Below are 22,000 nucleotides of genomic sequence, written 5' to 3' on the forward strand. Positions count from 1 at the left end.
TGGCAACTTGGTGGTTAGCAAAACTTATGATTATCTCGTTAAGTTGACGCGTTAATGATTAATTTATACTGTGATACGGTATTCATCTTCTCTTGCTGCTATAACCCACGCTATTCGTGCAAGCTTATTAGCTACGGCAACACAAGCTCTGTTAAAGCCACGCCTTTCTGCAAGTGCGCTAGCCCAGCAACTAAATCTGTCAGTTTTATTAGAACTATGCTGTAAGACAGTTCTTGCCCCGTGGATAAATAGCGTTCTCAAATAAGCGTTTCCTCGCTTACTAATACCAAGCAAATTATTTTTCCCGCCACTACTATGCTGTTTGGGTACTAGACCGCACCATGCTGAAAAATGTCTCCCATTGGTAAAATCTTTACCTTGCCCAACAGCTGCATAAAATGCTGTGGCAGTCACAGGGCCAATGCCTGGTACGCTTTCTAAGCGCTGGCATACTTGGTTACTTTTCACCTCTTGTTGAACTTGGGCATCACAGTTTTTAAGTCGCTTCTCAATGTCATTAAACTCTTCATATAGTTGATAAAAAACACTTCGGCCTTTGACTGTTAATTCGTTATCGGCATTTTCTAGAATATCTGGTAGCTTTGTCCTAAAAGACGCTTTTCCTTTTGTGATGACAATGCCGTACTCAGCGAGCATACCTCTCACTTGATTTATCAGTGCAGTAGATTGTTTGTTTAGTCTTTCTCTCATTCGATGCAGCATCTGAATATCTTGCTGCTCTACTGGCTTAGGCTCTACAAAGCGCATGTTGGGGCGTTGTGCTGCTTCAGCTATCGCAAGTGCATCGTTATAGTCATTCTTATTTCCTTGTCTGTAGGGAACGACATACTGGGGTGCTATTAACTTAACTTGATGGCCAACTTTCTCGAACTCCCTAGCCCAATAGTTTGCACCGCCACAGGCTTCCATCACAACAAGGCAAGGTTCTATTTGAGCAAGAAAAAGCACTAACTCTTTGCGCTTAATTATCTTCTTTTTGACAAGCTTTCCGGCTTTATTAACGCCAACAAAATGAAAAACGGACTTTGCGATATCAAGACCAATTGTAGTAATGTTCATAGTGGACCCGTCCTCTTTCTGATGAGTTTAAGCAACTACATCGTGGCCCATTGCGAGGCCGATTAAAAGTGGATGGGTCCATTCCATTATCCATGGCTCTACTAAAGCTACCTCGGCATCCCTGCCTCGCTCACGCAGCTAATGTTTACAAGAGTTCTTCAATGACCTCGGCAACTCCGATGGGGGATTAGTGTTTCATGTGAGTTTCGTAACTTTATTTTGCCCCAAAACGTGTTTCAGGTGATAGATCACACTGATAAGTAACAAGCTAGTTGACCGACTTTTACTAATCGTTACAGATTGCTTTCAGCAATACATCACATTTCATACTTACTTTTCAGCTTCTGCTCGTTTATTGAGTATGACTTTGCTAGAGTGTTTATTAATCAATAGCTTCGATAAACTGAAACTTAAACATTAGCTTTACTAAATGTGCATGTGCGTTCAGTCAAACTTTCTACGTATGCTCATTATAGATAGTTACGTGCCGAAGCATCGTTCAAAACTTATTTAGAGGCCAATATGGATGTTAGTAAAATAAAAAAAGAAATTTATGAGGGAATACTAAGTGGTAATGTCTCGAAATCTATTATCGATAACCTTGTTAGGCCAGACGGTTCATTTCTTTCAAAAGAATGTGAGCTTTGGGACTATAAAAAAACTTTCGAAGATACTAAGGATGCAACTCTAAAAACTCTAAAATCAATAATTAGCTTTCATAATACTTATGGGGGCTACTTAATTTTTGGTGTAGATGAGGTTGAGAAGGATACTTCTTTCGTTCTGAGTGGCGTGGAAAAGAATCTAATTGATCAGCAAAAATTGCGAGGACAGTTTGATAGATACTTCAATCAAAGACTTGATCTCACATATGAAGAAATCGTCATTTCTTCCGATAAAGGTGATTTGATTATTGGTTTGCTTCATATCCCTAAAAGAAGTAAAAAAAACCATTCAATAGCTTCGATAGTTGATGGTGTTAACTCCAAGGGAAAAGTGATTTTAGAGAAAGATACCGTCTATATTAGAAAGATAGATGAGTGTAAAAGAGTTGTCTCCCAAGCAGATTTCGAATTTCTTGTTTCTGATAGACATTTTGACGCTGAACACGGTGTGCCAAAGAAAATAAGAAAAAATATAATTGAACACAACCTCCCCGACAAAAACTTCATTTGCCCTGATTTCATCGGGAGATTTGAAATCCTCCAAGAGCTTTGGTCTTGGCTATCTGATGACTTTAAATATACGAATGTCTTAGCAGCTGATGGTGGTAAAGGAAAAACATCAATTGCTTATGAGTTTTCGCAACTGATCATTCAGTCTGGTACTGATCTTTTTGAACAAGTAATATGGCTTACCGCAAAAAAACAACAGTTCAAAGCTGTTTATAATCAATATGTTGGTGTTCCAGAGACACACTATAAAGATCTCGAAACTCTTCTTAAAGAGGTGTGTTTAAGAACTGGATATTTACAAGATGAAGTAAGTGAATTTACTTTGCAGCAATTGCAAAGGGCTGCAAGAGATGGATTAGCTTTGATTCCATCATTTGTTGTTGTGGATGATATTGACTCCAATTCACCTGAAGAGCAAAAGCGTATTATGGAGATCGCTCGCTCTATTTCAAGTACATCATCTAGAGTGTTAATGACCACACGAGCCAATAATATTTACTCTAGTGATTCTTCTATATTAGTCCCAGGCTTAAGAGGTAAAGAGTATATAGAGCTCGTTAACACTTTATGCGATGCTATCGGTCTGCCAAATTTTAATGAGAAAAACATTGGGAAATTGAATGTAGCCTCAGAAGGCTCACCATTGTTTACGGAATCAATACTTAGGTTATGTAAGTTAGGTCTCTCGCTCGAAGGAGCTATTGAAGATTGGTCAGGAAAGAGTGGAGATACCGTTCGCGAAGCTGCATTAAGAAAAGAAGTATCAGAGTTATCTCCAGAAGCAATAAAAATATTATTAACCATTTGCTACGTAGGTGATTTATCCCGTAGCGAACTACATCAATACACTGATTTTGAGAATTCAGAAGTTAACATTGCACTTGAACAGCTCGGAAATCTATTTCTCGTAAGTAGCATGGGATTTATTGAAGAGGAACCTCGGTTTGAAAGTACATCATCAATAAGTAAGTTAGTACTATCAATAGCAAACGAGATCGTTCCCAATTCTGAAGCATACATAAAGAGGATTCGAGAAATTGGTGAAGGTTTAGAAGCAAATACTCGGGTTCACATTCCAGAGGTAGGGGCTGCCGTGAGGCAATGCAATTCTCTTCTTGCAGCAGAAAGATTTAGTGATTCGAGAAATACCGTACGCGCACTTATAAAGAAGCCACGCTTTAAAGAAAATAGTGATCTTTACTTTATTCTTGCTAAAACAGATTATGAAGACCCTTTAGTTAGTGATGAGGTTGCAAGAAAGTCTTTCGTTGAAGCGTTTATTAAAGGGCAAAGGAAGCCTGCTTTTTTTGAAATGTGGTATCAGACAGAAGTTAACAGTGGAAGTAGCCGTTCGATATTGGAAGTTTGTGAAAGTGCGCTTCGTAGTATTGGTAAATTTGATTCTCAATGGGCTGAAAGGTGTGCTGTTGCGAATTACAACCAAGCAAGTAATACTAAAAATTATGAAAACAAGGTTAGATATCTTGTTTCTTGCTACGGACAGCTATCCAAGCTTCTGAAAATTTCAAAGAGAGGTAAGTGGGAAGAACATAAACAATTAAGTGTAAAAGTAGTTGATGCTTTATGGGATGAATCGATGAATAACTCCAAGTATGAAATAGCTGGCAGCGCAATAATAAACGCTGTTAATGGAGGAGATATTAGAAGTGTAAACTTTAACCGAATGATTGAGGTATCCCATTTTTTTGTAGATGAAAAATTGGTTTCTGAGACTGCTTTTCGTGAACTTAGAGATAATCTGGAGTGGGCACCTCAGATTTTACGAAGTGGTGCTGGAAACAGAGAGCCGCTAGCAATAAAGCTTGAGCAAACATATAGAAATATGAAAGGGTCAATGCGTAACAAGAAACTAAAGGTAACAGCCTAGCAGCAATTGATTTGGATGTTAGTGTATGGTTCAACACCATACACTGACTAATCCTACTATGCAGCTCCTAAGTATAAATCCAAGATTAATTGATCAAGGAGCGGAGTGAATAAGGGAGTTTGAGATACTTTTTCTCATCTGAGTCACTAGCGCTAGAGTCAGTACTCTAGCGCATTTTTGTCCAAAAACGAGCTAGGGCTATAGTCATAACTCAAAACCCTAATAGCGCATTTAGGCCTGCAGAAAACACCCTTTCCCCATCGAAGTTGCCGAAATACGTTGAAGAAATAGTCGTAATGCCCACATGGATGTGGGCATAGCTTTCGCGGGGCAGGATGCCCCATCGGAAGCGTTAGACTATTTCGAATAAGTATAAGGCTCGTATCTAATGCATGTAACTTCGTCGGGGCGTCATGGTGGATGCAAGGAGGATAAGGACGAGCAGTCCTCCTTGCTCGGGTGTGGGCGAAGCGCCACGACTTTTATCAAGCACCGCTTGATTGCTTAAAACGCTTTAGAGGTTTTCGAACTAAAAACTTTAAGTCACTTTTGTCCAAAAGTGCGTTAGCGAGAAAGATGAGGTCACCGCATAGCAGCGTATATTGCTTTATCCTTTAGAATCAATTGAATCTCTTTTAATACTGATTAACTCACTGTTTATTTAATAATTAATCCATTTGCTGAGGCTTGCGTTATCGGGGGCTGTATTAGCGAGGCTTATATTAGTGGGGTTAGGATTAGTGAGGCGGTGTCATTTAAGAAGGCTCAATTCCTAAGGGAAATTGAGCTGATAAGGGAGCACTCTTATATGCTGCAGGCAGGTCATGGGCCCGCGGCCGTAAAGTTTAGGCCTGTAGTAACTTGGCTATTCGATTGTATCAATAATGATGATTTCACAATCAGTTGTAGCGCTTAAATTAATGGACTTTGACTGAGTCACTTCAGCACCATCACCTTTATTCATGGTTATATTGTCTATTTGACTACCGGTGGCCGAGGCATCTTCAATGTCGAACATACCATTAGAGGCTAAAATATACGCTTGATGGTTAATGTTATGTTCAATTACTGTACCTTTGGCTAACTTGCCCCCGTAGATACGTGCTTCTTGGTTGATAAAAAGCGCCTGGCTATCTTTCTTACCATCAGCCTCAGTATCGGTTTTGCTCGTATCTTCACTATAGCCTGATGCCAATAGCGTCAGTTCCTCTGTCTGCTGCGTAGGGAATTTTTTACTTTCCCAGCGAGGTTCGACGTTTTGCTTATTGGTCTCAATCCAAATTTGATAAAGGGTTAATGGGTCTTTGGTGCGATTATATTCCGAGTGCACTATGCCTTTGCCTGCACTCATCACTTGTACTTCACCCGCTTCGGTGATGCCTATATTGCCTGTACTGTCTTGATGGGTAATTGCGCCTGAGCGAATAAAGCTGATAATTTCCATATTCCGGTGTGGGTGCGATGCAAAGCCGGTACCTGCTTCAACCCAATCATCATTGACCACACGTAATTTACCAAAGCCCATGCGCGTAGGATTATAATAATTGGCAAAGCTAAAGTGATGTTTAGATTTAAGCCAACCGTGGTTAGCATGACCTAAACGGTTATAGGGATAATGTTTGATCATAAGATTTCCTTGCGCTGTAAATATAAGCCTCATTGATAAATAGCCGCTAACGTCTGCTATCAATGAGCTGTATGAGCATCGAATATTTAAATATGAGCGTTTGCTCGCCAGTTGTTAGCTAAATTGCTCGTCTCTAGTGTGAGCAACCGTCCAATCCTGTTTGTGGGATATTGGCACAATACCGTAGGGGTTGATTGCTAGATGGCTTGCATAGTAATGGCGTTTTATATGTGCTTGATTAACTGTTTTAGCAATATTAGGCATTTGGTACAGCTCTAACATAAAGTGATAAATATTGTTGTATTGCTCAATTAGTTTTAGGTTACATTTAAAGTGCGTATGGTAAACAGAATCGAAACGCACCAAGGTAACCCACAAGCGCCAGTCCGCTTCGGTCAGTTCATTTCCGGTTAAATAACGTTGTGTCGAAAGCTTCTGGTCAAGCTGTTCGAGTGCTGCAAATAACGCAGTGACATTCTTATCGTATGCTTCTTGGGTCGTCGCAAAGCCTGTTTTGTACACGCCATTATTAATCTTGTGGTAAACCAGCTCATTCTCGATATCAATTTTTCCCCGTAAATGCTCTGGGTAAAAATCGAGTGTATTGCCGCTAATGTCATTAAAAGCACTATTGAACATACGAATAATTTCAGATGATTCATTGTTAACTATGACGTTATTTTTCTTGTCCCATAAAATAGGTACGCTGTTCACGCCGCTGTAATCAGGATCTTGAGCCAGGTACTTTTCACCAATAAAGTTATCCCCGTATAAATCATCACCCGTTGTGCCATAAAGCTGTGCTGATGCTTCATCATGCTTAAAGCTCCAACCTTTATCATGCATATCAGGGTGTACAACACTCACGGTAATTAAATTCTCTAAACCTTTTAGCTGACGGAAAACTAAGGTGCGATGCGCCCATGGGCAAGCTAGCGATACGTATAAATGATAACGGTCAGCTTCCGCTTTAAACCCTTCTCGCCCGCTAATACCTGCACTGCCATCGGGGGTTATCCAATTTCTAAATTGTGACTCTTTACGCTGATACTCGCCATTTTTGATACTGCTGTTCCAACTATTTTTTACAGATGTCATGGTCGGTGCCTTTAATTCTGGGGATGAGCAATGTGCTATTTTGGGGGGGTACTCTGTATTGATTAAGCTAAACGCTGCGCGATTGCACTATCTAGAGATAGCTTACCTGCGCCACTAAACATTAATGAAACTGATATAGCGACCAATGTAAGCGCGAATTCATAGCCATTGGTTGCCATGAATAGGCCGTTATCAATATGGACACTAAAAATGGCGACTATCATTGTGATGGCTAAAACAAAGCTGGTTGGTCTGGTCAGCAATCCGACAATTAATAATATACCGCCGAAAAACTCAACGCTGCCAGCCATTAATGCCATTAAGTAACCTGGTGCCAGTCCAATAGATTCCATCCATTGTCCCGTTCCTTCTAAGCCATAGCCACCAAACCAAGCAAAAAGTTTTTGTGCGCCATGAGCCATGAAAAGCATTCCAGCAATTAATCTAAGTGGTAGTGCTGATACTGACTGTTCTGTTTTAGTGACGATGTTAGCAATGTTTTTAATGTTCATATTCTTTTACCTTAGTATTCATCCAATATGGGTTATTAGTGGCGTGTTGATAATGGGTTCTTGTTAATATGTTGCTATTGTATAAGTTGAAAAAATATTGAATAACCCCTAATGTTTGTTCGATATGTTCAAAAAATTTGAACAATTAATGGGTGCTATAAGTGAGTCGCTCATTGTCGACATAAAACTTGGCTTAAAAAAATGAAGGGTTCAACAATGAATACACCTCCGCTTAGTATTGAAGCATTATTGGTCTTAGATGCGATTGAACATCGGGGCAGTTATGCCGCAGCAGCGGAGCAATTAAATAAAGTCCCTTCAGCACTTTCTTACATAGTGCAAAAGCTAGAAGAACAATTAGGCGTAACATTATTTGTGCGACAAGGACGGCGAGCGGTGCTTACACCCGCGGGTAAGCATTTATTAGTGGAAGGCCGTAAGGTCTTATCTGTAATCAATACTTTGTCAGAGCAAACCCAAACCATCGCCAATGGCTGGGAGCCTAAAATTCGCATCGCTTGCGACTCAATTATTGATATCAATCCTATTTTCACTGTCATACAGCAATTTTTATCTGAACATCAAAACATTGAGGTGGATGTGCAAGAAGAGGTCATGAATGGCACTTGGGAAGCGTTAATTGAAGATAGAGTCGATTTAGTGATTGGTGCCCCAGCTCCGGTACCTAATCAAAAAGGGATCAGAGCAATAAAGACTGGGGAATTAAACAGTGTATTGGTTGTTAGCAAATCGCATGAGCTGGCAACCGAGGCGTTGCGCGCTAACGAGCAGACTCAAACAAGCGAACTAAGCAAATATCGAAGCGTGATTGTTCATGATACGGCGAAACATGAAATTCCATGGTCAGCTAATTTGCTCGAAGGCAGCCAACATTTTTATGTGAGCTCTATTACACAAAAGATTGCCGCCATTCTTGCTGGAATAGGAATTGGTCATTTACCAACATCTATGGCCCAGCCATATATTGAGTTAGGCGAGTTGGTTGTGATTGAATTAGAAAATAAACCCGCACCTCAAGATTTATTTATGGCGTGGAAAATCACAAATAAAGGGAAAGGGTTGAACCGGTTAAAGGCGATGTTACTAGAGGAAAATAACCCTAATGCTTAAGTGAGCAAATGATTAAATTCATATGAAATATCATGTATTGCATCTCCCATAGCGTGAATCTCACCACGAAGCGCCACGACGTTAGCTGTTAGATACAGTCTAACGTTATTAGAGGGATTATCAGCGTTTATCCTAAGCGCTTATTTAACTCTGCCTTTGCATTTATCTATCGCCGCTAGGTAGTAATCTTGATAATTGATGTTTACTAATTCCTGTTCTGCGTAAAGCTGTCTGACGACGTTATCGCAGCGGCTTATTATCAACTTTACCTGCACGACACCGGCTCCCTGGGGCCAGACGTAGGAGAGTGACTTGATGATATTTAAGCACACCATCTTCAGCAGTGGTGCTTTCTCGTGGATCGCGAGATAAGTTTCTAGCAACGTTGAGTTGTCTATTTGGTCTTTTTTAATGGTGAGATACTTCTCTTTAAGCCAAGATTTCTTAGACTCATTGCTATTTTTTAATCCGTCCAGCATGGTGACTTTACTCGAAAACACTATCTGACTCTGCTCATAGCCTAAGGTCTGACTACACCACTGTATGGCTTGATTAAACTCATTTTCAACGCTCATGGCATTGAGTAGCCATGCGTAATGATACGCGGCATAAAAATGGCTGAAACATTCCTTGCTATGTAGGTTTTTTAGGATATTAATCGCCGAGCGAAAGAAGCCCAGCTCAAGTGATATATGCGCCTTAATTAGCTCTATCTCATCCTGAATAGATGCATCTTTTGACTCCATTAGTAGCCTGAAGTGATGCTTGGCTTCCTCGATAAGATTGGCCTTATTAGGGCTGGTTTGGCAAGCATATAGCAACACTCTTATAAGGGTGAGTTTGGCAAACTCATTATTGCGATAGGTGTCTTTGTTTATCTCCAGATACAGGCGATAGCGATTTAGCGCCTGTTGGTAGTCCTCAACCGATAGACACAAGTTGACTATGATGAGCTCTCGCTCTGAGTTGCCGGGCACCAGTTGGCTAGCTATTTCTAGATGCGAAATAGCGGCAGGCGTATCGTGGCTTTTCAGTTTTAGATAGGCGGCCTCGGTTCTAATTCGTGTATCGTTAGGCGATGACATGAGTAGCTGGTTGATGATCTTTTCCGCTTCATCGGTTTGACCTAGATTGGCTAAGGAATTTGCTAAGCCGACCTTAGCCCAGTCGAGCTCTTTCTTTGCAAGTGTCGATTCGTAAACCTGTTTAGCCTGTTCATGGCGCTGTAACATGGTGAGAAAAGAGGCGCGAAACCTTTTAACCACGAAGTAATACTCAGGATGAAACGGGGCGAGATCATCACATAGCTGCAAACCTTTCTGAGCATCTAAGGTGCGCTCTGCTGCGTAGAGGCCTGACAATTTTTGTCTGCGCCTAATGGCTACCGAGATCCGCTCTTTTAGAGAAACAGCATTGAAAGGTTTTAATAAGTACTCATCGGGCTTGAGCTCTATGATAGGTCTAACCGTTGCCGCTGAATTATCTCCAGTAACGAGGATAAAAACGGCTTCGTCAGACAATAGATTCAGATGCTTAAACTCTTCAAACAACTGCTTGCCATTCATACCTGTACCAAAGTTATAGTCGCAGATAATTACGTCGAACGGCTTATTGGATACAAGTTCGAGGGCTATCTTGGCCGACTTGCAGGTCTGCACGCTGTTTTCTAAAAAGCCTAGCTTCACCAGCATACTCTTTATGGTAAAGAGGAAGGTCGGTGCGTCATCTACGACTAGCACTTTTAATGATTGAAAAGATTGCATAAAGGGTATTGTCCAAAAAACGAAAGTGTTGATGAGCGGGCTTAATCACTAAGCCTGCGAGCATCAAATAATCATAAATATTGTTTACTGAGCCAGTTGTTAATCGCTGTGATGATGCAGTCAATCTCATCGACGAGTCGCTTAGTTGCCAACGAGGCATTAGCAGCCGACACGGTTTCACAGGCGTAGGCGAGGGAGGCTAACTCATGGAGATTGAGTGCATTCGCGGCCCCTTTGATACGATGACAGATTGCCGCAAGTGGTATCGCTTGTTCTACAAGCTGTGCTTTATCTGCAATGAGCGAGTCTCTAACAACGGCTGAAAACTCAAGTTGCTCTTCTATCTCATATTCATTTAACCAGTCGAGTTTATCCTGACCAGCATCTGTTGGTTGCAATCGGCAATAGCGCCCTAATAGCGTGCTAAGTGTATAGAAGGAGTAGGGCTTATAGATGAGCTCATCCATGCCTACACATTGGGCTTTTTCGGCGACTAAGCGCGAGTCTTCTGCGGTGCAACCTATTATAGGTAAAGCTTTAAACTCGCTTTTAGCTCTAAGCTTGCGCACTAAGTCATAGCCATTTAGGTTAGGCATATGGCAGTCGGTAATAAGCAAGGTTATGGCTCCTAAGTGATGAGTTAAGTAATCGAGTGCCTCCAGGCCATCATTCACTGTCACCACCTCTAAGCCTAACTTTTTAAGTTGTTTCTGAAACAGGAAACGGTTGATGGGATCGTCATCGGCGACTAACACTTTTCCTGCATACTTTAGATTTGTAGGCGTATTGTGCTGCTCGAGCTCATTTGGTAAACAAAGCGCGTTTAACAATAGATCCGGGTAGATATTGCTCGACAGATTAAACTCATCAAGGGGGAGTCCACATGCACCTTGTTGATGTAAGTTCACTCCCCACTGCATGAGCCAGCCTGTTAGCTTGTCATTTTGAGTTTGGACGTCGGGCACGATAGCCTGTGTTAAAGGGTGAAATACAGCGGGTAGGCTCACACAAACTTGAGTACCTTGACCGTGTTGGCTCTGCACCTTTATCTCTCCACCCATTAGCTGCACTAAATGCTCAACGATAGACATGCCTAATCCACTGCCGCCATAGTTTCTGTTAATGCTTGGGTCACCTTGTACAAAGGGTTGAAATAGCGTGAGCAATTGCGCCGACGTCATGCCGCAGCCGCTGTCTTCAATCGACAGGTACAGCTGTTGCTCAGTATTCGATACCGAAACCTTGACTAAGCCCTGTTGGGTGAACTTGATGGCATTACTCACCAAGTTGTTGACCAGTTGGCTGAGTCTGAGCCAATCGAGCTTTGCATGACAGAGCCTTGTGGGTTGCCAGTCGACAATAAACTCGAGCCCTTTGACTCGAGCGCCGGCTTCGAGTGTTCTGAGCATAGAGCCGAGTTCATCAAAGATATTGCCTTGATAAATATCGAGCAGTAACTGATCCGCCTCCATTTTGGAGAAGTCTAAGATATCGTTAACTAAGGCTTTTAAGCGCTCGGCAGAGGCCTGAGCATTTTTCATTAACTCTTGATTTTGCGTCGATTTAAGCTCAGGTTTTAGTAGCTCCATTAAACCTATCATTGCAGCGAGAGGCGTTCTCAGCTCATGGCTGATAATCCCTAAAAATGACTCTCTTGCCTTTAATGCGTCGACAGCCTGTTGCTGAGAAAGCTTGAGTTCTTGCTTGCGCTGCTTTAATTCGGTGAAGTCGGCAAACACTGTGATGTGGTATTCATGACCATCATTATGACGGATGACTTCACGGGAGATGCGGTAATATTTATCTGCTATCGCGTACTCATCACTCTGGCTATTGCCGACACTGATAATTGAGTCGGGATTGGTCGCTGAGCCGCTCTGTACGCAGGTGTTATAGGCCTTGTTGGCTAACATTGGTTTGCCGTTGGCGTCAGAGATCAACACCATGCCGGGAAAATTATCCAGTACGGCCATTAACCACTGCATCTGATCATGACTGGCTTGGCCACTGGCAAGGGCTTGTGATAAAAACACTTTACGTTTTTTACTCCGCAAGAAGTTAAGCGCTAGCACTAGAGAAATAAGCGTAAATAAGATCAACTGGAAAAACCTTGATAGGGTTTCGTCGTACTTAAGTTGGCTAGTGAGTGCGATAGACTCTTGACCTGCCGTAACGGTGGGCGCTGTAACCAGTGTTTTTGGCTGTAGCTGCTCTTGTGGTTTGAGTTCAAAAGAATGTGCTAATAGCGAGCTTGATAAGCCAGTGAATAGCAACAGAAAGACAACAGGTTTAGCCATTTGTTGAGCGGTCATTGAAAAAGGTTGCGCATAATAGTCTAAAACGAGTTTTTGACCAATTTATTTTTATGGCTATTTTTTGTTTAGCCAAATTCAGGGCGATTTATCGCTAACTTCGTATTGACGTTTGTCGATTTTGCCATAGGTCAAAAGCCGATAATATTGAGCTAGAACACTATCCCATTTATGCTTTGGTATAATATTACGGCTAGCTTTAGCTCACTTTTTTTAGTAGCAGGATATATATTGATGAGTACCAACTTTGGATTGGAATTGCAGCTGATCTATCAATTTGTGCATCTGGTGAATGCAGGCAGTTTTTCTCAAGCTGCTAAAGAGCTAGATATGCCAATAGCGACAGTTAGCCGTAAGTTGACCAAGTTGGAAACTGTGTTAGATAAACAGCTGCTGATGCGCAATACCCGTAAGCTTAGGCTAACCGAGGAGGGCATAGCACTGTTTCAGCAATATCAGTCGATTATCTCTCAGTTTGATAGCATTAGCGGGCTCAGTGTGGATAAGCCTGAGGGCACGCTACGCATAGCAGCACCAGTATCGATTGTCTCGATGATTTTTATTAAGACGCTCAATGAGTTCTGCGAGCAGTATCCCGATATTCAGCTACATATTGCACAAAACAATAACGTGATTGACTTGATTGATGAGGGCGTGGATGTCGCCATCGTCGGCGGTACTCAGCCAGATTCTTCTTGGATCTCTAGCTCCTTGGGCGTACTGAATTACGGCTTATTTGCTTCACCTGAGTATATCAACAAGGCGCCGGTATTAACGCATCCTGGTGAGTTGGAAAACCACGATTTGATTAAGGTGTGGCCTCTGTATAACTGGTCGCTTAAGCACCCATCTGGGGAGTCATTTTACTACGATGGTAAGGCTAAGCTGACCTTAAGTGACTTGCATGGTGCGGTTGAGGCTACGGTTGACGATGGTGGCATTCTCTATGGCCCCGAGCTTTTCGTTAAGAAAGAGCTTAAATCGGGCGCGTTACAAGCCTTGCTGCCTCAGTGGATTGGAGAGAAGAGACGCATTTCAATTTTGTATCATCAGCGCAGTCATCAGCCATTAAAGGTGAAACTGTTCATCGAGTTTATGCAGTCAAAGGCTGGTAGTCTGTTTTCGATGACAAGTTAACGGGCTTAAACCTGTTACAAAAAAGCGCACAAGGTGATTAACCTTATGCGCTTTAGAGTGATCGTGCTTCAGACATTTAAGTATGGCTGATTAGACTTATCGGCTCGCTTCGATACCAATATTTGATACACCGATCTCAACGATTTCTTTACGCAAACCTTTAATGAAGTCGGCCTTCATTGATGGGTTTTCCTCGATGATTTGTAAAAGAGATTCTTGCATCTCTTTCTCTTCCTGCATCACTTCGTGGCCGAAGATATAGTCATCGAGCTCGTCTTCGTTTTTGAACTCCTGCTCACAGGTTGCTTCGATGTAGTTAGCAACTGTGGATGAAGATAGTTTACTAATGTTAGTAATATCTTCTTCGACTTTGCTCTGTAGCGCACTGATAAGTGAGGTTAATGCAACTGCGGCATCCATAGCTGGATACACACCGTAAACATCAAAGTCGCTTGGTTCAGGGGTATTGTCTTCAAGGCGTTCAAGGTAGATATCTATGTTCAGCTTGAGCTTGTTATCGTACATCGATTGCCAAAGTAGATTAAGCAAGGTGTCGAGTACTTTTGGATCGCCAAATTCGCACACTTCAGAAAAAAGCTGATAGTTAGGTAGCATGCGTTGGCATAGGGCAACCGCAAAAAGCTTTTTCTGGGGTAACTCTAATGCTTTTAAACGTTTAAAAAATCCCTGTTTGTTTGTCATCTTATATATCCACTGATAGCTGGGAGATCACTTGATTAGCGGCAGATTCTACCTTAGTTAGCTCGTCAAGTAACTCTAGTATTTCCGGTTCTACATCTTCCACCGATACGCCGCGCTTTAAGCTCGACTCAATTTCTTGGCAAAGTGATTGGGTCGTTGGTACCCCGCAGTAACAGCTGGCACCATGAAGCTTATGGATGCTGGCAAGCATTTTGTCATTATCTGAATTCGAGAGTGCTAACTCTATGTGCTCAACAGTCTCAGGTAGCGACTTTAACAACATCTTTAGCATATCCAGTGCTAAGTCTGGCTTGTTATTCGCTTGGGTCAAACAAAGTTCCCAATTAAGTGTGCGCTGTTCGAAATGGGTAAACTTAGGTTTGGTCTTCCAGCGAGTAATGACGCCTTTAAGGGCTGCTTCATCGATAGGCTTTGGCAAGTAACCATCCATGCCGCTGGAGGTGATCCTTTCTCTTTCTTCGGCGATAGCATGAGCGGTGACCGCAATAATGGGGGTGTTACGGTTTGCCGAGTTGGCTCGGATCTGTTTGGTCGCCGTAATTCCATCTGTGCCGGGCATCTGAATATCCATAAAGATTAAGTCGTAGCTGCGCTCTTTTGCGAGCTTTACGGCTAGCTCTCCAGTATCTGCAACCTGTACCTGTGTCACTAATTCTTTTAGTAAGGTATCAATCAGTTTTAGATTAGCCGGATTATCATCGACAGCAAGTACGCTTAAGTTCTCCTGTTTTATAGGGGCGGATAGAGGTGTTAATGCTATTAAGTTATCGTTTAAAACCGAGGAGTGTGGATCCAATAGTGAGCTCGATAATAACTTTTCGCCGACGGGCATCGAAAGCTGTTTATCTATATAAGGCCGAATCTGGGAGAAAACATCCTCTTGTTCGATACAATCGGAGATAAGCAGTAGGTAATCGATCTTTGACTTTGCCAGCTTCAGTGCATTCGCTGGCTGTGAGGTTGTAGTGACAGCGCGGCAGCTCATTAGGCCGAAATCAAAGACATGATTAGATTGAGTAAGGACAAATTCTAATTGTTTGATATTTTTTGCAATAGTGACTTTTAGGCCCCAGCGCAGCAACATACGTTCAATCGCATGCTGTGTAAGGCCGTTAGGCTCAAATAGCATGATACTTTTGCCTTCAAGCGTCGACAGCGGCAAAGTGTCATTGATTGAATATTGGCTAATATTAAGCGGTAGCGAGAACCAGAATGTAGAGCCTTGGTTAGGTTCTGAATAACAGCCTATTTGGCCGCCCATGCGGTTAACTAATCGTTTGGTGATCACCAGCCCTAATCCTGTACCACCGAAACGACGTGATATCGAGGAGTCTGCTTGACCAAAGGCCTGGAATAGAGAGGATTGTTGCTGCTCATCGACCCCTATGCCTGTATCTATGATCTCACAACGTATATGTACCTTTCCGTCTTTGACCTCTTCAAGCTGTAGCTTTAATTGCACGCTGCCTTTATCGGTAAATTTAATCGCATTACCCACTAGGTTGGTAATGATTTGGCTAAAGCGCATGGCGTCGCCAGAGACATCCTCTGGAATACGAGCGTCGACATCGATGACCAAGGCTAACTCTTTCTCCCGTGCGCTGCTCGACAGCATGGTTACCGTTTCTTCTATGGTTTCACGCAGCGAGAAGGGGATATTTTCTAGCACCATCTTACCCGCTTCCAACTTAGAAAAATCGAGAATGTCGTTAATGATACTCAGTAGGTTGGTAGCGCTGCGCTCTATGGTGCGAATATAGTCTTGTTGACTCGAGTGAAGTGGGGTTTTTAGTAGCTGTTTGGCAAAGCCAATCACACCGTTAAGGGGGGTTCTCAGTTCGTGTGACATATTCGCCAAGAACTCAGACTTGATACGACTCGCTTCTTGAGCGCGTTTCTTTGCCATATCCAGTTCGACGTTTTGGATCTCTATCTGTTCCAGTGTTTCACGCAAATCAGAAGTGGCCTGATCGATGTTTTGCTGCATCTCATCGTGGTACTCAGACAAAGAGCCTGCCATGGCGTTAATACCGCGCTTAAGCAGATCCAGCTCACCAATCAAGTTACCCGTTAACCGGGTATCGAGTTTTCCTTCTCGAATTTTGGCCACCACGCGAACCATGTCGGTAATAGGCTGGGTCACGTTTTTAAGTAGGCGGAAGGTGAAGAAGAGGTTTAGCTGCACACCAATTAATACAATAATAAAGGCGGCTACGGCAGCTCTGTGCTGCTGCAGTAGTGCATTTTCCTTATTAATAAGGATGGCGATATAGCCAATTTTTGCGATGTCAGGATTAGCTTGTGGATCCCTATCTAAGTCTTGAACTGGAATATTACTGCTCTTAAAAATGGGAGAGCGCAAAATCATACTGTCGCCGACTTGTTCAAGTTCGGTGCGTAGCATCGAGTCTAAGGGTTTGTCGAAGCGCATGACTTCGTGATTTTTATAATGATGAGAGGTGATGACAACCCGGTTATTAGCATCGAAGATAGCGATAAACTGTACTAATGATGCCTTATTCAATTGTGCAGAGGTGATTAGTCTCTTGGTGGTTTCGAAATCTTTGCTTTCAAGCCCCACCTCGGAGGCAATTGCCAAGGGCTCGATGATATTACTTGCTTGTTCTATGAGCGTATCTTCAAGTTCATAGAATCTATTTATGGTAAAATAGCCACCCAATAAGATACCCACTAAAATTGTAGGGGCTAACGCCAATACCAGAACCCACGAACGAAGGCTGTACTTGGTCATATTCTTGGCATCATTCATTCTTTGTATGGGTTACCATTTAATATAATGTGAGTTATCGATAGACTGCCAGATATTAACCTGTTTTGGCCAGTTTTTTATCTATTTAGAGAGCAAAATGGCACAATTTTTTAAAGCAAAACCAAATAGATCTAAGCAATTATCGTCGAAGTTATCGTTAAAGGTAACGCAGCTGGATCACCTCGGGGCTGGCATTGCTCATCACGACGGTAAGATTGTTTTCATCAATGGCGCCTTGCCAGATGAGACGGTATCGGTGCAGTTAACTGAGCAGAAGAAGAAATTTTCTCGAGGCAAGTTACTCAAAATAGAGAAGCGCTCTACCGAGCGTGTCACTCCGCCGTGTCCACACTTTGATAAATGTGGTGGTTGCGACCTGCAGCACCTCGACATTGAGGCTCAGCGCAAACATAAGGCTAATACGCTCGTCGACTTAGTGAATAAATTTGCTCAAACCCAGGCCAGTGAAGTCTGCGCTCCACTCAGCGGTGACGCTTGGCATTACCGCCGCCGTGCGCGCCTAGCGACCTGGTTCGATAAGAATACTAAGCACATTAGTTTGGGCTTTAGGGCGAGTAGCAGCAGCGATGTGGTGGAGATCCAGTCTTGTGCGGTATTAGCTGAGCCCTTATCGGCCTTAATTCCAGACTTGGCTTTTATGCTTAATCAGTTAAGCGGTAAAAAAGCCTTAGGCCACGTTGAGCTGACTCAAGCCGATAACGGCAATTTTGTTGTGCTACGTGTGACTAAGGTTCTGTCAGATAAAGATAAGGCTCGATTAGTTGAATTTGCGAATAAGCATGAGGTTATTGTGCTGCTGCAAGATGATGATGCTCAGTGCGAACACCTAAATGGCGCGGGTGAGCAACCATTTTATGCCTTATCGGGCAGTGACATTAAGCTTAACTTCTCCCCGGGTAACTTTATTCAAGTAAATGGTCCGGTAAACCAAGCTATGGTGAGCCAGGCTGTTGAATGGTTGTCGCCAAAAGCGGGTGAGCGAGTGCTAGATCTTTTCTGTGGTATTGGTAACTTCAGTTTGCCACTTGCCAAAGATGGCGCCGAAGTGATTGGTGTCGAAGGGGTTGTGGCTATGGTCGAGCAGGCAAGAGTTAATGCCAAGCAGAGCGGTTTAGATAAAGTTGCTTTCTATCATGCCGACTTGAGTGCCGATCTGTCAAAAGAGCCATGGCTAGGCAAGGTCGATAAGATGTTAATCGATCCCGCTCGTGCGGGGGCTTATGAGAGCATGCAATCACTGAAAAAGCTAAAACCTAAAGCCTTAGTCTATGTTTCTTGTAATCCTGCGAGTCTTGCCCGCGACAGTGAAGTGATATTAAAGCAAGGTTACCAGCTTAAAAAAATTGGTTTAATCGATATGTTCCCACAGACACATCACTTAGAGTCGATGGCGTTGTTTGAGTTAGGAAATTAAGCCAAAAGACACAAACAGATACATTTAATGAAACCTTTTGCTTAAATATAACTCATACACTTCAAACTCAGGCGTTATAAGCGTTTTTAGTCGCAATTGTCAGCTTTTGTACATTGACAATAACTGCTGAATGACGAATATAGTGGGTATAAATTAAAAAGATATGGTTAAGCGGCTGTTAACCTCTATCTTGGGTATGTAAAGGAATTAAATACGATGGTATCTGTTCGTGAAGCACATTTTAGCGACCCTGATTTTCAACTTGAAGAATGGGTGCAACGTTATATTAGTGATGCTTCGGAAGCTCAAATTCTTTTGGCCTTAATTGAGCGGGTCGAACTGCTCGTGGGACAAAAGAAAGACGCGAACGTTACTGTCTTAAAACGTGCGCGCGAGATGATAGAAATTCTTGCGCCGCTGAATATGGATATTGAAACACTGCAGGCCGCCATCTTGTTTGTGGTGTTTGATGCTGGGCTCATTACTCAAGAAGATATTGAAGAAGAGTTTGGCGCTAAGCTAGCCGTGTTGGTGTCGAGTGTTGAGACCATGAACGCTATTGGCGCCCTGAAAGTTGATAATCAGACTCGTAGCGGCGAGCCGCAGATCGATAATATTCGTAAGATGTTATTGGCGATGGTGGAAGATGTGCGCGCGGTGGTGATTAAACTTGCCGAACGCATCTGTTTACTTCGTGAGATTAAAAATGCCGATGAGGAGGTAAAAGTCCTTGTCGCCCGCGAGATTGCCGATATCTATGCGCCACTGGCTAACCGTCTTGGTATTGGTCAGCTTAAGTGGGAACTAGAGGATATCTCATTCCGTTACCTGCACCCGCAAACTTATAAAGATATCGCCAAGCAGCTCGATGGTAAGCGCCTCGATAGAGAAACCTTTATCGATGACTTCGTCAGCCAGTTGCAGGCGCGACTCGATAAAGATCTGATCCGCGCAAAGGTCTACGGCCGCCCTAAACATATCTACAGTATCTGGAAGAAGATGAAGGGCAAACAGCTCAAATTTGATGAGCTGTTTGACGTGCGGGCCGTGCGTATCGTGACTGACCGCCTACAAGATTGTTACGGCGCATTAGGCGTAGTGCATACACTTTGGCACCATATTCCACGTGAATTTGATGACTACGTTGCAAACCCTAAGCCAAACGGTTACCAGTCTATTCATACCGTGGTGGTTGGGCCTGAAGATAAAACAGTCGAAATTCAAATTCGCACCGAGCAGATGCATGAAGATGCTGAGCTTGGGGTTGCGGCGCACTGGAAATATAAAGAAGGTAGCGCCAGCGGTAAACAAAGCGGTTATGAAGAAAAGATTAATTGGCTGCGCAAAATCTTGCAGTGGCAAGAAGATGTGGCCGAAAGCGGTAACTTAGTCGATGAAGTTCGTAGTCAGGTATTTGAAGACCGTGTCTATGTGTTTACTCCAAGCGGCGAAGTGGTTGATTTGCCATTAGGCTCAACGGTACTGGATTTTGCTTATTACATTCACTCTCATGTGGGTCATAAGTGTATCGGTGCCAAAGTTGATGGCCGCATCGTGCAATTTACTTATCAGGTTGAGACGGGCGAGCGCATAGAGATCATTACCTCTAAGCATCCTAATCCTAAGCGAGATTGGTTAAATCCCAACTTGGGCTATATTCGTACTTCTCGTGCAAGGTCAAAAATTCTGCACTGGTTTAAACAGCAAGATAGAGATAAAAATATCATTGCTGGGCGTGAGATGCTTGAAACCGAATTAACCAAGAGTCAGTTGCATATTAAAGATGCGCAATCTGCGGTTGAGCGATTTAATCTAGTTAGTATGGACGATCTGCTCGCGGGGATTGGTGGTGGTGATATTCGCCTTAACCAAGTGGTAAATCATGTTCAGAGTCGCCTGCGGACTAAAGAGCTCAGTGATGAAGAGGTGGTTGAAGATTTAGTCAAGAAGAGCCAAAGCAAGTCGGTTAAAAAGGCCAAAGGCCAAGTTGAGGTTAGCGGCGTTGGTAACTTGATGAGCCATATCGCTAAATGTTGTCAGCCCGTACCAGGCGATGAAATTTTTGGCTTTATTACTAAAGGCCGCGGTATTTCAGTACACAGAGCCGATTGTGACCAAGTTAAAGAGTTAGTTCGGGCCTCACCAGAGCGTTCAGTTGAAGTGGTGTGGGGCGAGAACTATTCCGGTGGCTATAAAATTCGCTTAAGTATTTTGGCTAATGACCGCTCAGGACTGCTGCGAGACTTAACCTCAGTGCTAGCGGCAGAGAAAACCCACGTGATGGCGATGAGTTCGACCTCTGATGTGAAAACACAAACCGCCACCATAGAGTTAGAGCTTGAACTATATAATCTAGAGGGTTTATCAAAAGTGTTATCCAAGATAAATCAGGTTGATGGGGTCATGCAGGCCAGAAGACTGTAACTTAAAGATAACGGCAACCATAAGGTTGCCGTTTTTATATGTAATTATTAATCGTGACTTTAGCGTGACAGCGTTAAAGCACTGTATAGGAAAGTGGAATGACTCAACTAGTTGGCGATACCCGCCCTCTACTTAATATTATGCAAAAGCTGCGCGACCCAGAAACAGGTTGCCCTTGGGACAAGGCACAAGACTTTCAAACAATCGTGCCATTTACTATAGAAGAAGCCTATGAGGTCGCCGATACCATAGAGCGCATGGCGCTCGATGAACTGCCTGATGAACTCGGTGACTTGCTGTTTCAGGTGGTTTTTTATTGTCAGCTGGGTAAAGAGCAGGGGCTTTTCGATTTCGATACAGTGGTTAACCGTATTTGTGACAAGCTCACCCGTCGCCATCCCCATGTATTTGAAGGCTTAGCGGCCACTAGCACGGCAGAGATAAAGCATAATTGGGAGCAACTGAAAGCAGATGAACGCAGTCAGCGCGCGTTAAACTCTGTTCTTGATGATATTCCATTGGCGCTACCAGCGTTATCACGCTCGATAAAAATCCAGAAACGAGTGGCTCGGGTTGGATTTGACTGGGCAGAACTTGATCCTGTAGTCGCAAAAATCCATGAAGAGATCGATGAAGTGCTTTATGAAGTGAAGCAAGACACGGTGGATGCAGACAAAGTAAAAGATGAGATGGGGGACTTATTGTTCGCCGTGGTGAATCTTGCTAGGCACTTAGGTGTAGAGCCAGAACAGGCATTAAGGCAAGCAAATCAAAAGTTTGAAAGGCGCTTTCGTGGCGTTGAAGCCTATGCGCAAGCCGACGGTCGATTGATGACCGAACACACATTAACAGAGCTTGATGGCTACTGGGATAAGGTTAAACAGGATGAAGCAAATAAATAACTTAGCTTTTAAGTTAATTGTAG

General features: G+C 43.0%; 14 protein-coding genes. 6 read left to right on the forward strand and 8 right to left on the reverse strand.

What is annotated here, in order from left to right:
- Positions 1–63: 63 nt before the first annotated feature.
- The gene (locus tag SPEA_RS06115; RefSeq protein ID WP_012153491.1) at positions 64–1,080 is read right to left on the reverse strand and encodes an IS110-like element ISSpe2 family transposase; all 1,017 of its coding nucleotides are present in this window, start codon (positions 1,078–1,080) and stop codon (positions 64–66) included.
- 522 nt (positions 1,081–1,602) lie between these two features.
- Between SPEA_RS06115 and SPEA_RS06120 the strand changes: the two genes are divergently transcribed.
- Positions 1,603–4,143 carry an ATP-binding protein gene (locus SPEA_RS06120; RefSeq protein ID WP_012154425.1) on the forward strand — a complete coding sequence of 847 codons (2,541 nt, stop codon included), beginning with the start codon at positions 1,603–1,605 and terminating at the stop codon, positions 4,141–4,143.
- An 865-nt stretch (positions 4,144–5,008) separates the two neighbouring features.
- Here the strand turns inward: SPEA_RS06120 and SPEA_RS06125 are convergent.
- The 3 genes from SPEA_RS06125 to SPEA_RS06135 form a co-directional block, all read right to left on the reverse strand.
- A complete protein-coding gene (locus tag SPEA_RS06125) occupies positions 5,009–5,770 on the reverse strand; it encodes a pirin family protein (RefSeq protein WP_012154426.1) in 762 nt (253 codons plus the stop codon).
- Positions 5,771–5,884: 114 nt separating this feature from the next.
- Positions 5,885–6,868, reverse strand: coding sequence for a glutathione S-transferase family protein (locus SPEA_RS06130; protein WP_012154427.1), 984 nt, complete (start codon positions 6,866–6,868; stop codon positions 5,885–5,887).
- Between the two features lie 62 nt (positions 6,869–6,930).
- Entirely contained in the window at positions 6,931–7,380 is a 450-nt protein-coding gene (locus tag SPEA_RS06135) for a DoxX family protein (RefSeq protein ID WP_012154428.1), read from the reverse strand.
- A 216-nt stretch (positions 7,381–7,596) separates the two neighbouring features.
- Here SPEA_RS06135 and SPEA_RS06140 point away from each other — a divergent pair, with 216 nt between their 5' ends.
- A complete protein-coding gene (locus SPEA_RS06140; protein ID WP_012154429.1) occupies positions 7,597–8,511 on the forward strand; it encodes a LysR substrate-binding domain-containing protein in 915 nt (304 codons plus the stop codon).
- 140 nt (positions 8,512–8,651) lie between these two features.
- Here the strand turns inward: SPEA_RS06140 and SPEA_RS06145 are convergent, their stop codons facing one another.
- Together SPEA_RS06145 and SPEA_RS06150 are read right to left on the reverse strand one after the other, a co-directional pair.
- Positions 8,652–10,274 carry a response regulator gene (locus tag SPEA_RS06145; RefSeq protein WP_012154430.1) on the reverse strand — a complete coding sequence of 541 codons (1,623 nt, stop codon included), beginning with the start codon at positions 10,272–10,274 and terminating at the stop codon, positions 8,652–8,654.
- Between the two features lie 71 nt (positions 10,275–10,345).
- Positions 10,346–12,586, reverse strand: coding sequence for a hybrid sensor histidine kinase/response regulator (locus SPEA_RS06150; protein WP_012154431.1), 2,241 nt, complete (start codon positions 12,584–12,586; stop codon positions 10,346–10,348).
- Between the two features lie 234 nt (positions 12,587–12,820).
- On the opposite strand from SPEA_RS06150, the gene SPEA_RS06155 reads away from it, so the two are divergent.
- Positions 12,821–13,723 (forward strand): LysR family transcriptional regulator, encoded by a 903-nt coding sequence (locus SPEA_RS06155; RefSeq protein WP_012154432.1) that lies wholly within the window; start codon positions 12,821–12,823, stop codon positions 13,721–13,723.
- Between the two features lie 96 nt (positions 13,724–13,819).
- Here the strand turns inward: SPEA_RS06155 and SPEA_RS06160 are convergent, their stop codons facing one another.
- Positions 13,820–14,425, reverse strand: coding sequence for a YjaG family protein (locus SPEA_RS06160; protein WP_012154433.1), 606 nt, complete (start codon positions 14,423–14,425; stop codon positions 13,820–13,822).
- 1 nt (position 14,426) lies between these two features.
- Positions 14,427–17,198 carry a two-component sensor histidine kinase BarA gene (gene barA, locus SPEA_RS06165; protein ID WP_441295995.1) on the reverse strand — a complete coding sequence of 924 codons (2,772 nt, stop codon included), beginning with the start codon at positions 17,196–17,198 and terminating at the stop codon, positions 14,427–14,429.
- A 115-nt stretch (positions 17,199–17,313) separates the two neighbouring features.
- On the opposite strand from barA, the gene rlmD reads away from it, so the two are divergent.
- The 3 genes from rlmD to mazG all read left to right on the forward strand — a co-directional run bounded on the left by rlmD (position 17,314) and on the right by mazG (position 21,977).
- Positions 17,314–18,651 (forward strand): 23S rRNA (uracil(1939)-C(5))-methyltransferase RlmD, encoded by a 1,338-nt coding sequence (gene rlmD / locus SPEA_RS06170; RefSeq protein ID WP_012154435.1) that lies wholly within the window; start codon positions 17,314–17,316, stop codon positions 18,649–18,651.
- Positions 18,652–18,867: 216 nt separating this feature from the next.
- Positions 18,868–21,075 (forward strand): GTP diphosphokinase, encoded by a 2,208-nt coding sequence (gene relA, locus SPEA_RS06175; RefSeq protein WP_012154436.1) that lies wholly within the window; start codon positions 18,868–18,870, stop codon positions 21,073–21,075.
- Positions 21,076–21,173: 98 nt separating this feature from the next.
- The gene (gene mazG, locus SPEA_RS06180; RefSeq protein WP_012154437.1) at positions 21,174–21,977 is read left to right on the forward strand and encodes a nucleoside triphosphate pyrophosphohydrolase; all 804 of its coding nucleotides are present in this window, start codon (positions 21,174–21,176) and stop codon (positions 21,975–21,977) included.
- Positions 21,978–22,000: the final 23 nt, after the last annotated feature.

Source organism: Shewanella pealeana ATCC 700345 (genome assembly GCF_000018285.1).
GTDB lineage: Bacteria > Pseudomonadota > Gammaproteobacteria > Enterobacterales > Shewanellaceae > Shewanella > Shewanella pealeana.

Excerpts from the sequence above, each read along its gene's own strand:
- SPEA_RS06115 (WP_012153491.1), bottom strand. The coding sequence starts at position 1,080 with ATGAACATTACTACAATTGGTCTTGATATCGCAAAGTCCGTTTTTCAT.
- SPEA_RS06120 (WP_012154425.1), top strand. The coding sequence starts at position 1,603 with ATGGATGTTAGTAAAATAAAAAAAGAAATTTATGAGGGAATACTAAGT.
- SPEA_RS06125 (WP_012154426.1), bottom strand. The coding sequence starts at position 5,770 with ATGATCAAACATTATCCCTATAACCGTTTAGGTCATGCTAACCACGGT.
- SPEA_RS06130 (WP_012154427.1), bottom strand. The coding sequence starts at position 6,868 with ATGACATCTGTAAAAAATAGTTGGAACAGCAGTATCAAAAATGGCGAG.
- SPEA_RS06135 (WP_012154428.1), bottom strand. The coding sequence starts at position 7,380 with ATGAACATTAAAAACATTGCTAACATCGTCACTAAAACAGAACAGTCA.
- SPEA_RS06140 (WP_012154429.1), top strand. The coding sequence starts at position 7,597 with ATGAATACACCTCCGCTTAGTATTGAAGCATTATTGGTCTTAGATGCG.
- SPEA_RS06145 (WP_012154430.1), bottom strand. The coding sequence starts at position 10,274 with ATGCAATCTTTTCAATCATTAAAAGTGCTAGTCGTAGATGACGCACCG.
- SPEA_RS06150 (WP_012154431.1), bottom strand. The coding sequence starts at position 12,586 with ATGACCGCTCAACAAATGGCTAAACCTGTTGTCTTTCTGTTGCTATTC.
- SPEA_RS06155 (WP_012154432.1), top strand. The coding sequence starts at position 12,821 with ATGAGTACCAACTTTGGATTGGAATTGCAGCTGATCTATCAATTTGTG.
- SPEA_RS06160 (WP_012154433.1), bottom strand. The coding sequence starts at position 14,425 with ATGACAAACAAACAGGGATTTTTTAAACGTTTAAAAGCATTAGAGTTA.
- barA (WP_441295995.1), bottom strand. The coding sequence starts at position 17,198 with ATGACCAAGTACAGCCTTCGTTCGTGGGTTCTGGTATTGGCGTTAGCC.
- rlmD (WP_012154435.1), top strand. The coding sequence starts at position 17,314 with ATGGCACAATTTTTTAAAGCAAAACCAAATAGATCTAAGCAATTATCG.
- relA (WP_012154436.1), top strand. The coding sequence starts at position 18,868 with ATGGTATCTGTTCGTGAAGCACATTTTAGCGACCCTGATTTTCAACTT.
- mazG (WP_012154437.1), top strand. The coding sequence starts at position 21,174 with ATGACTCAACTAGTTGGCGATACCCGCCCTCTACTTAATATTATGCAA.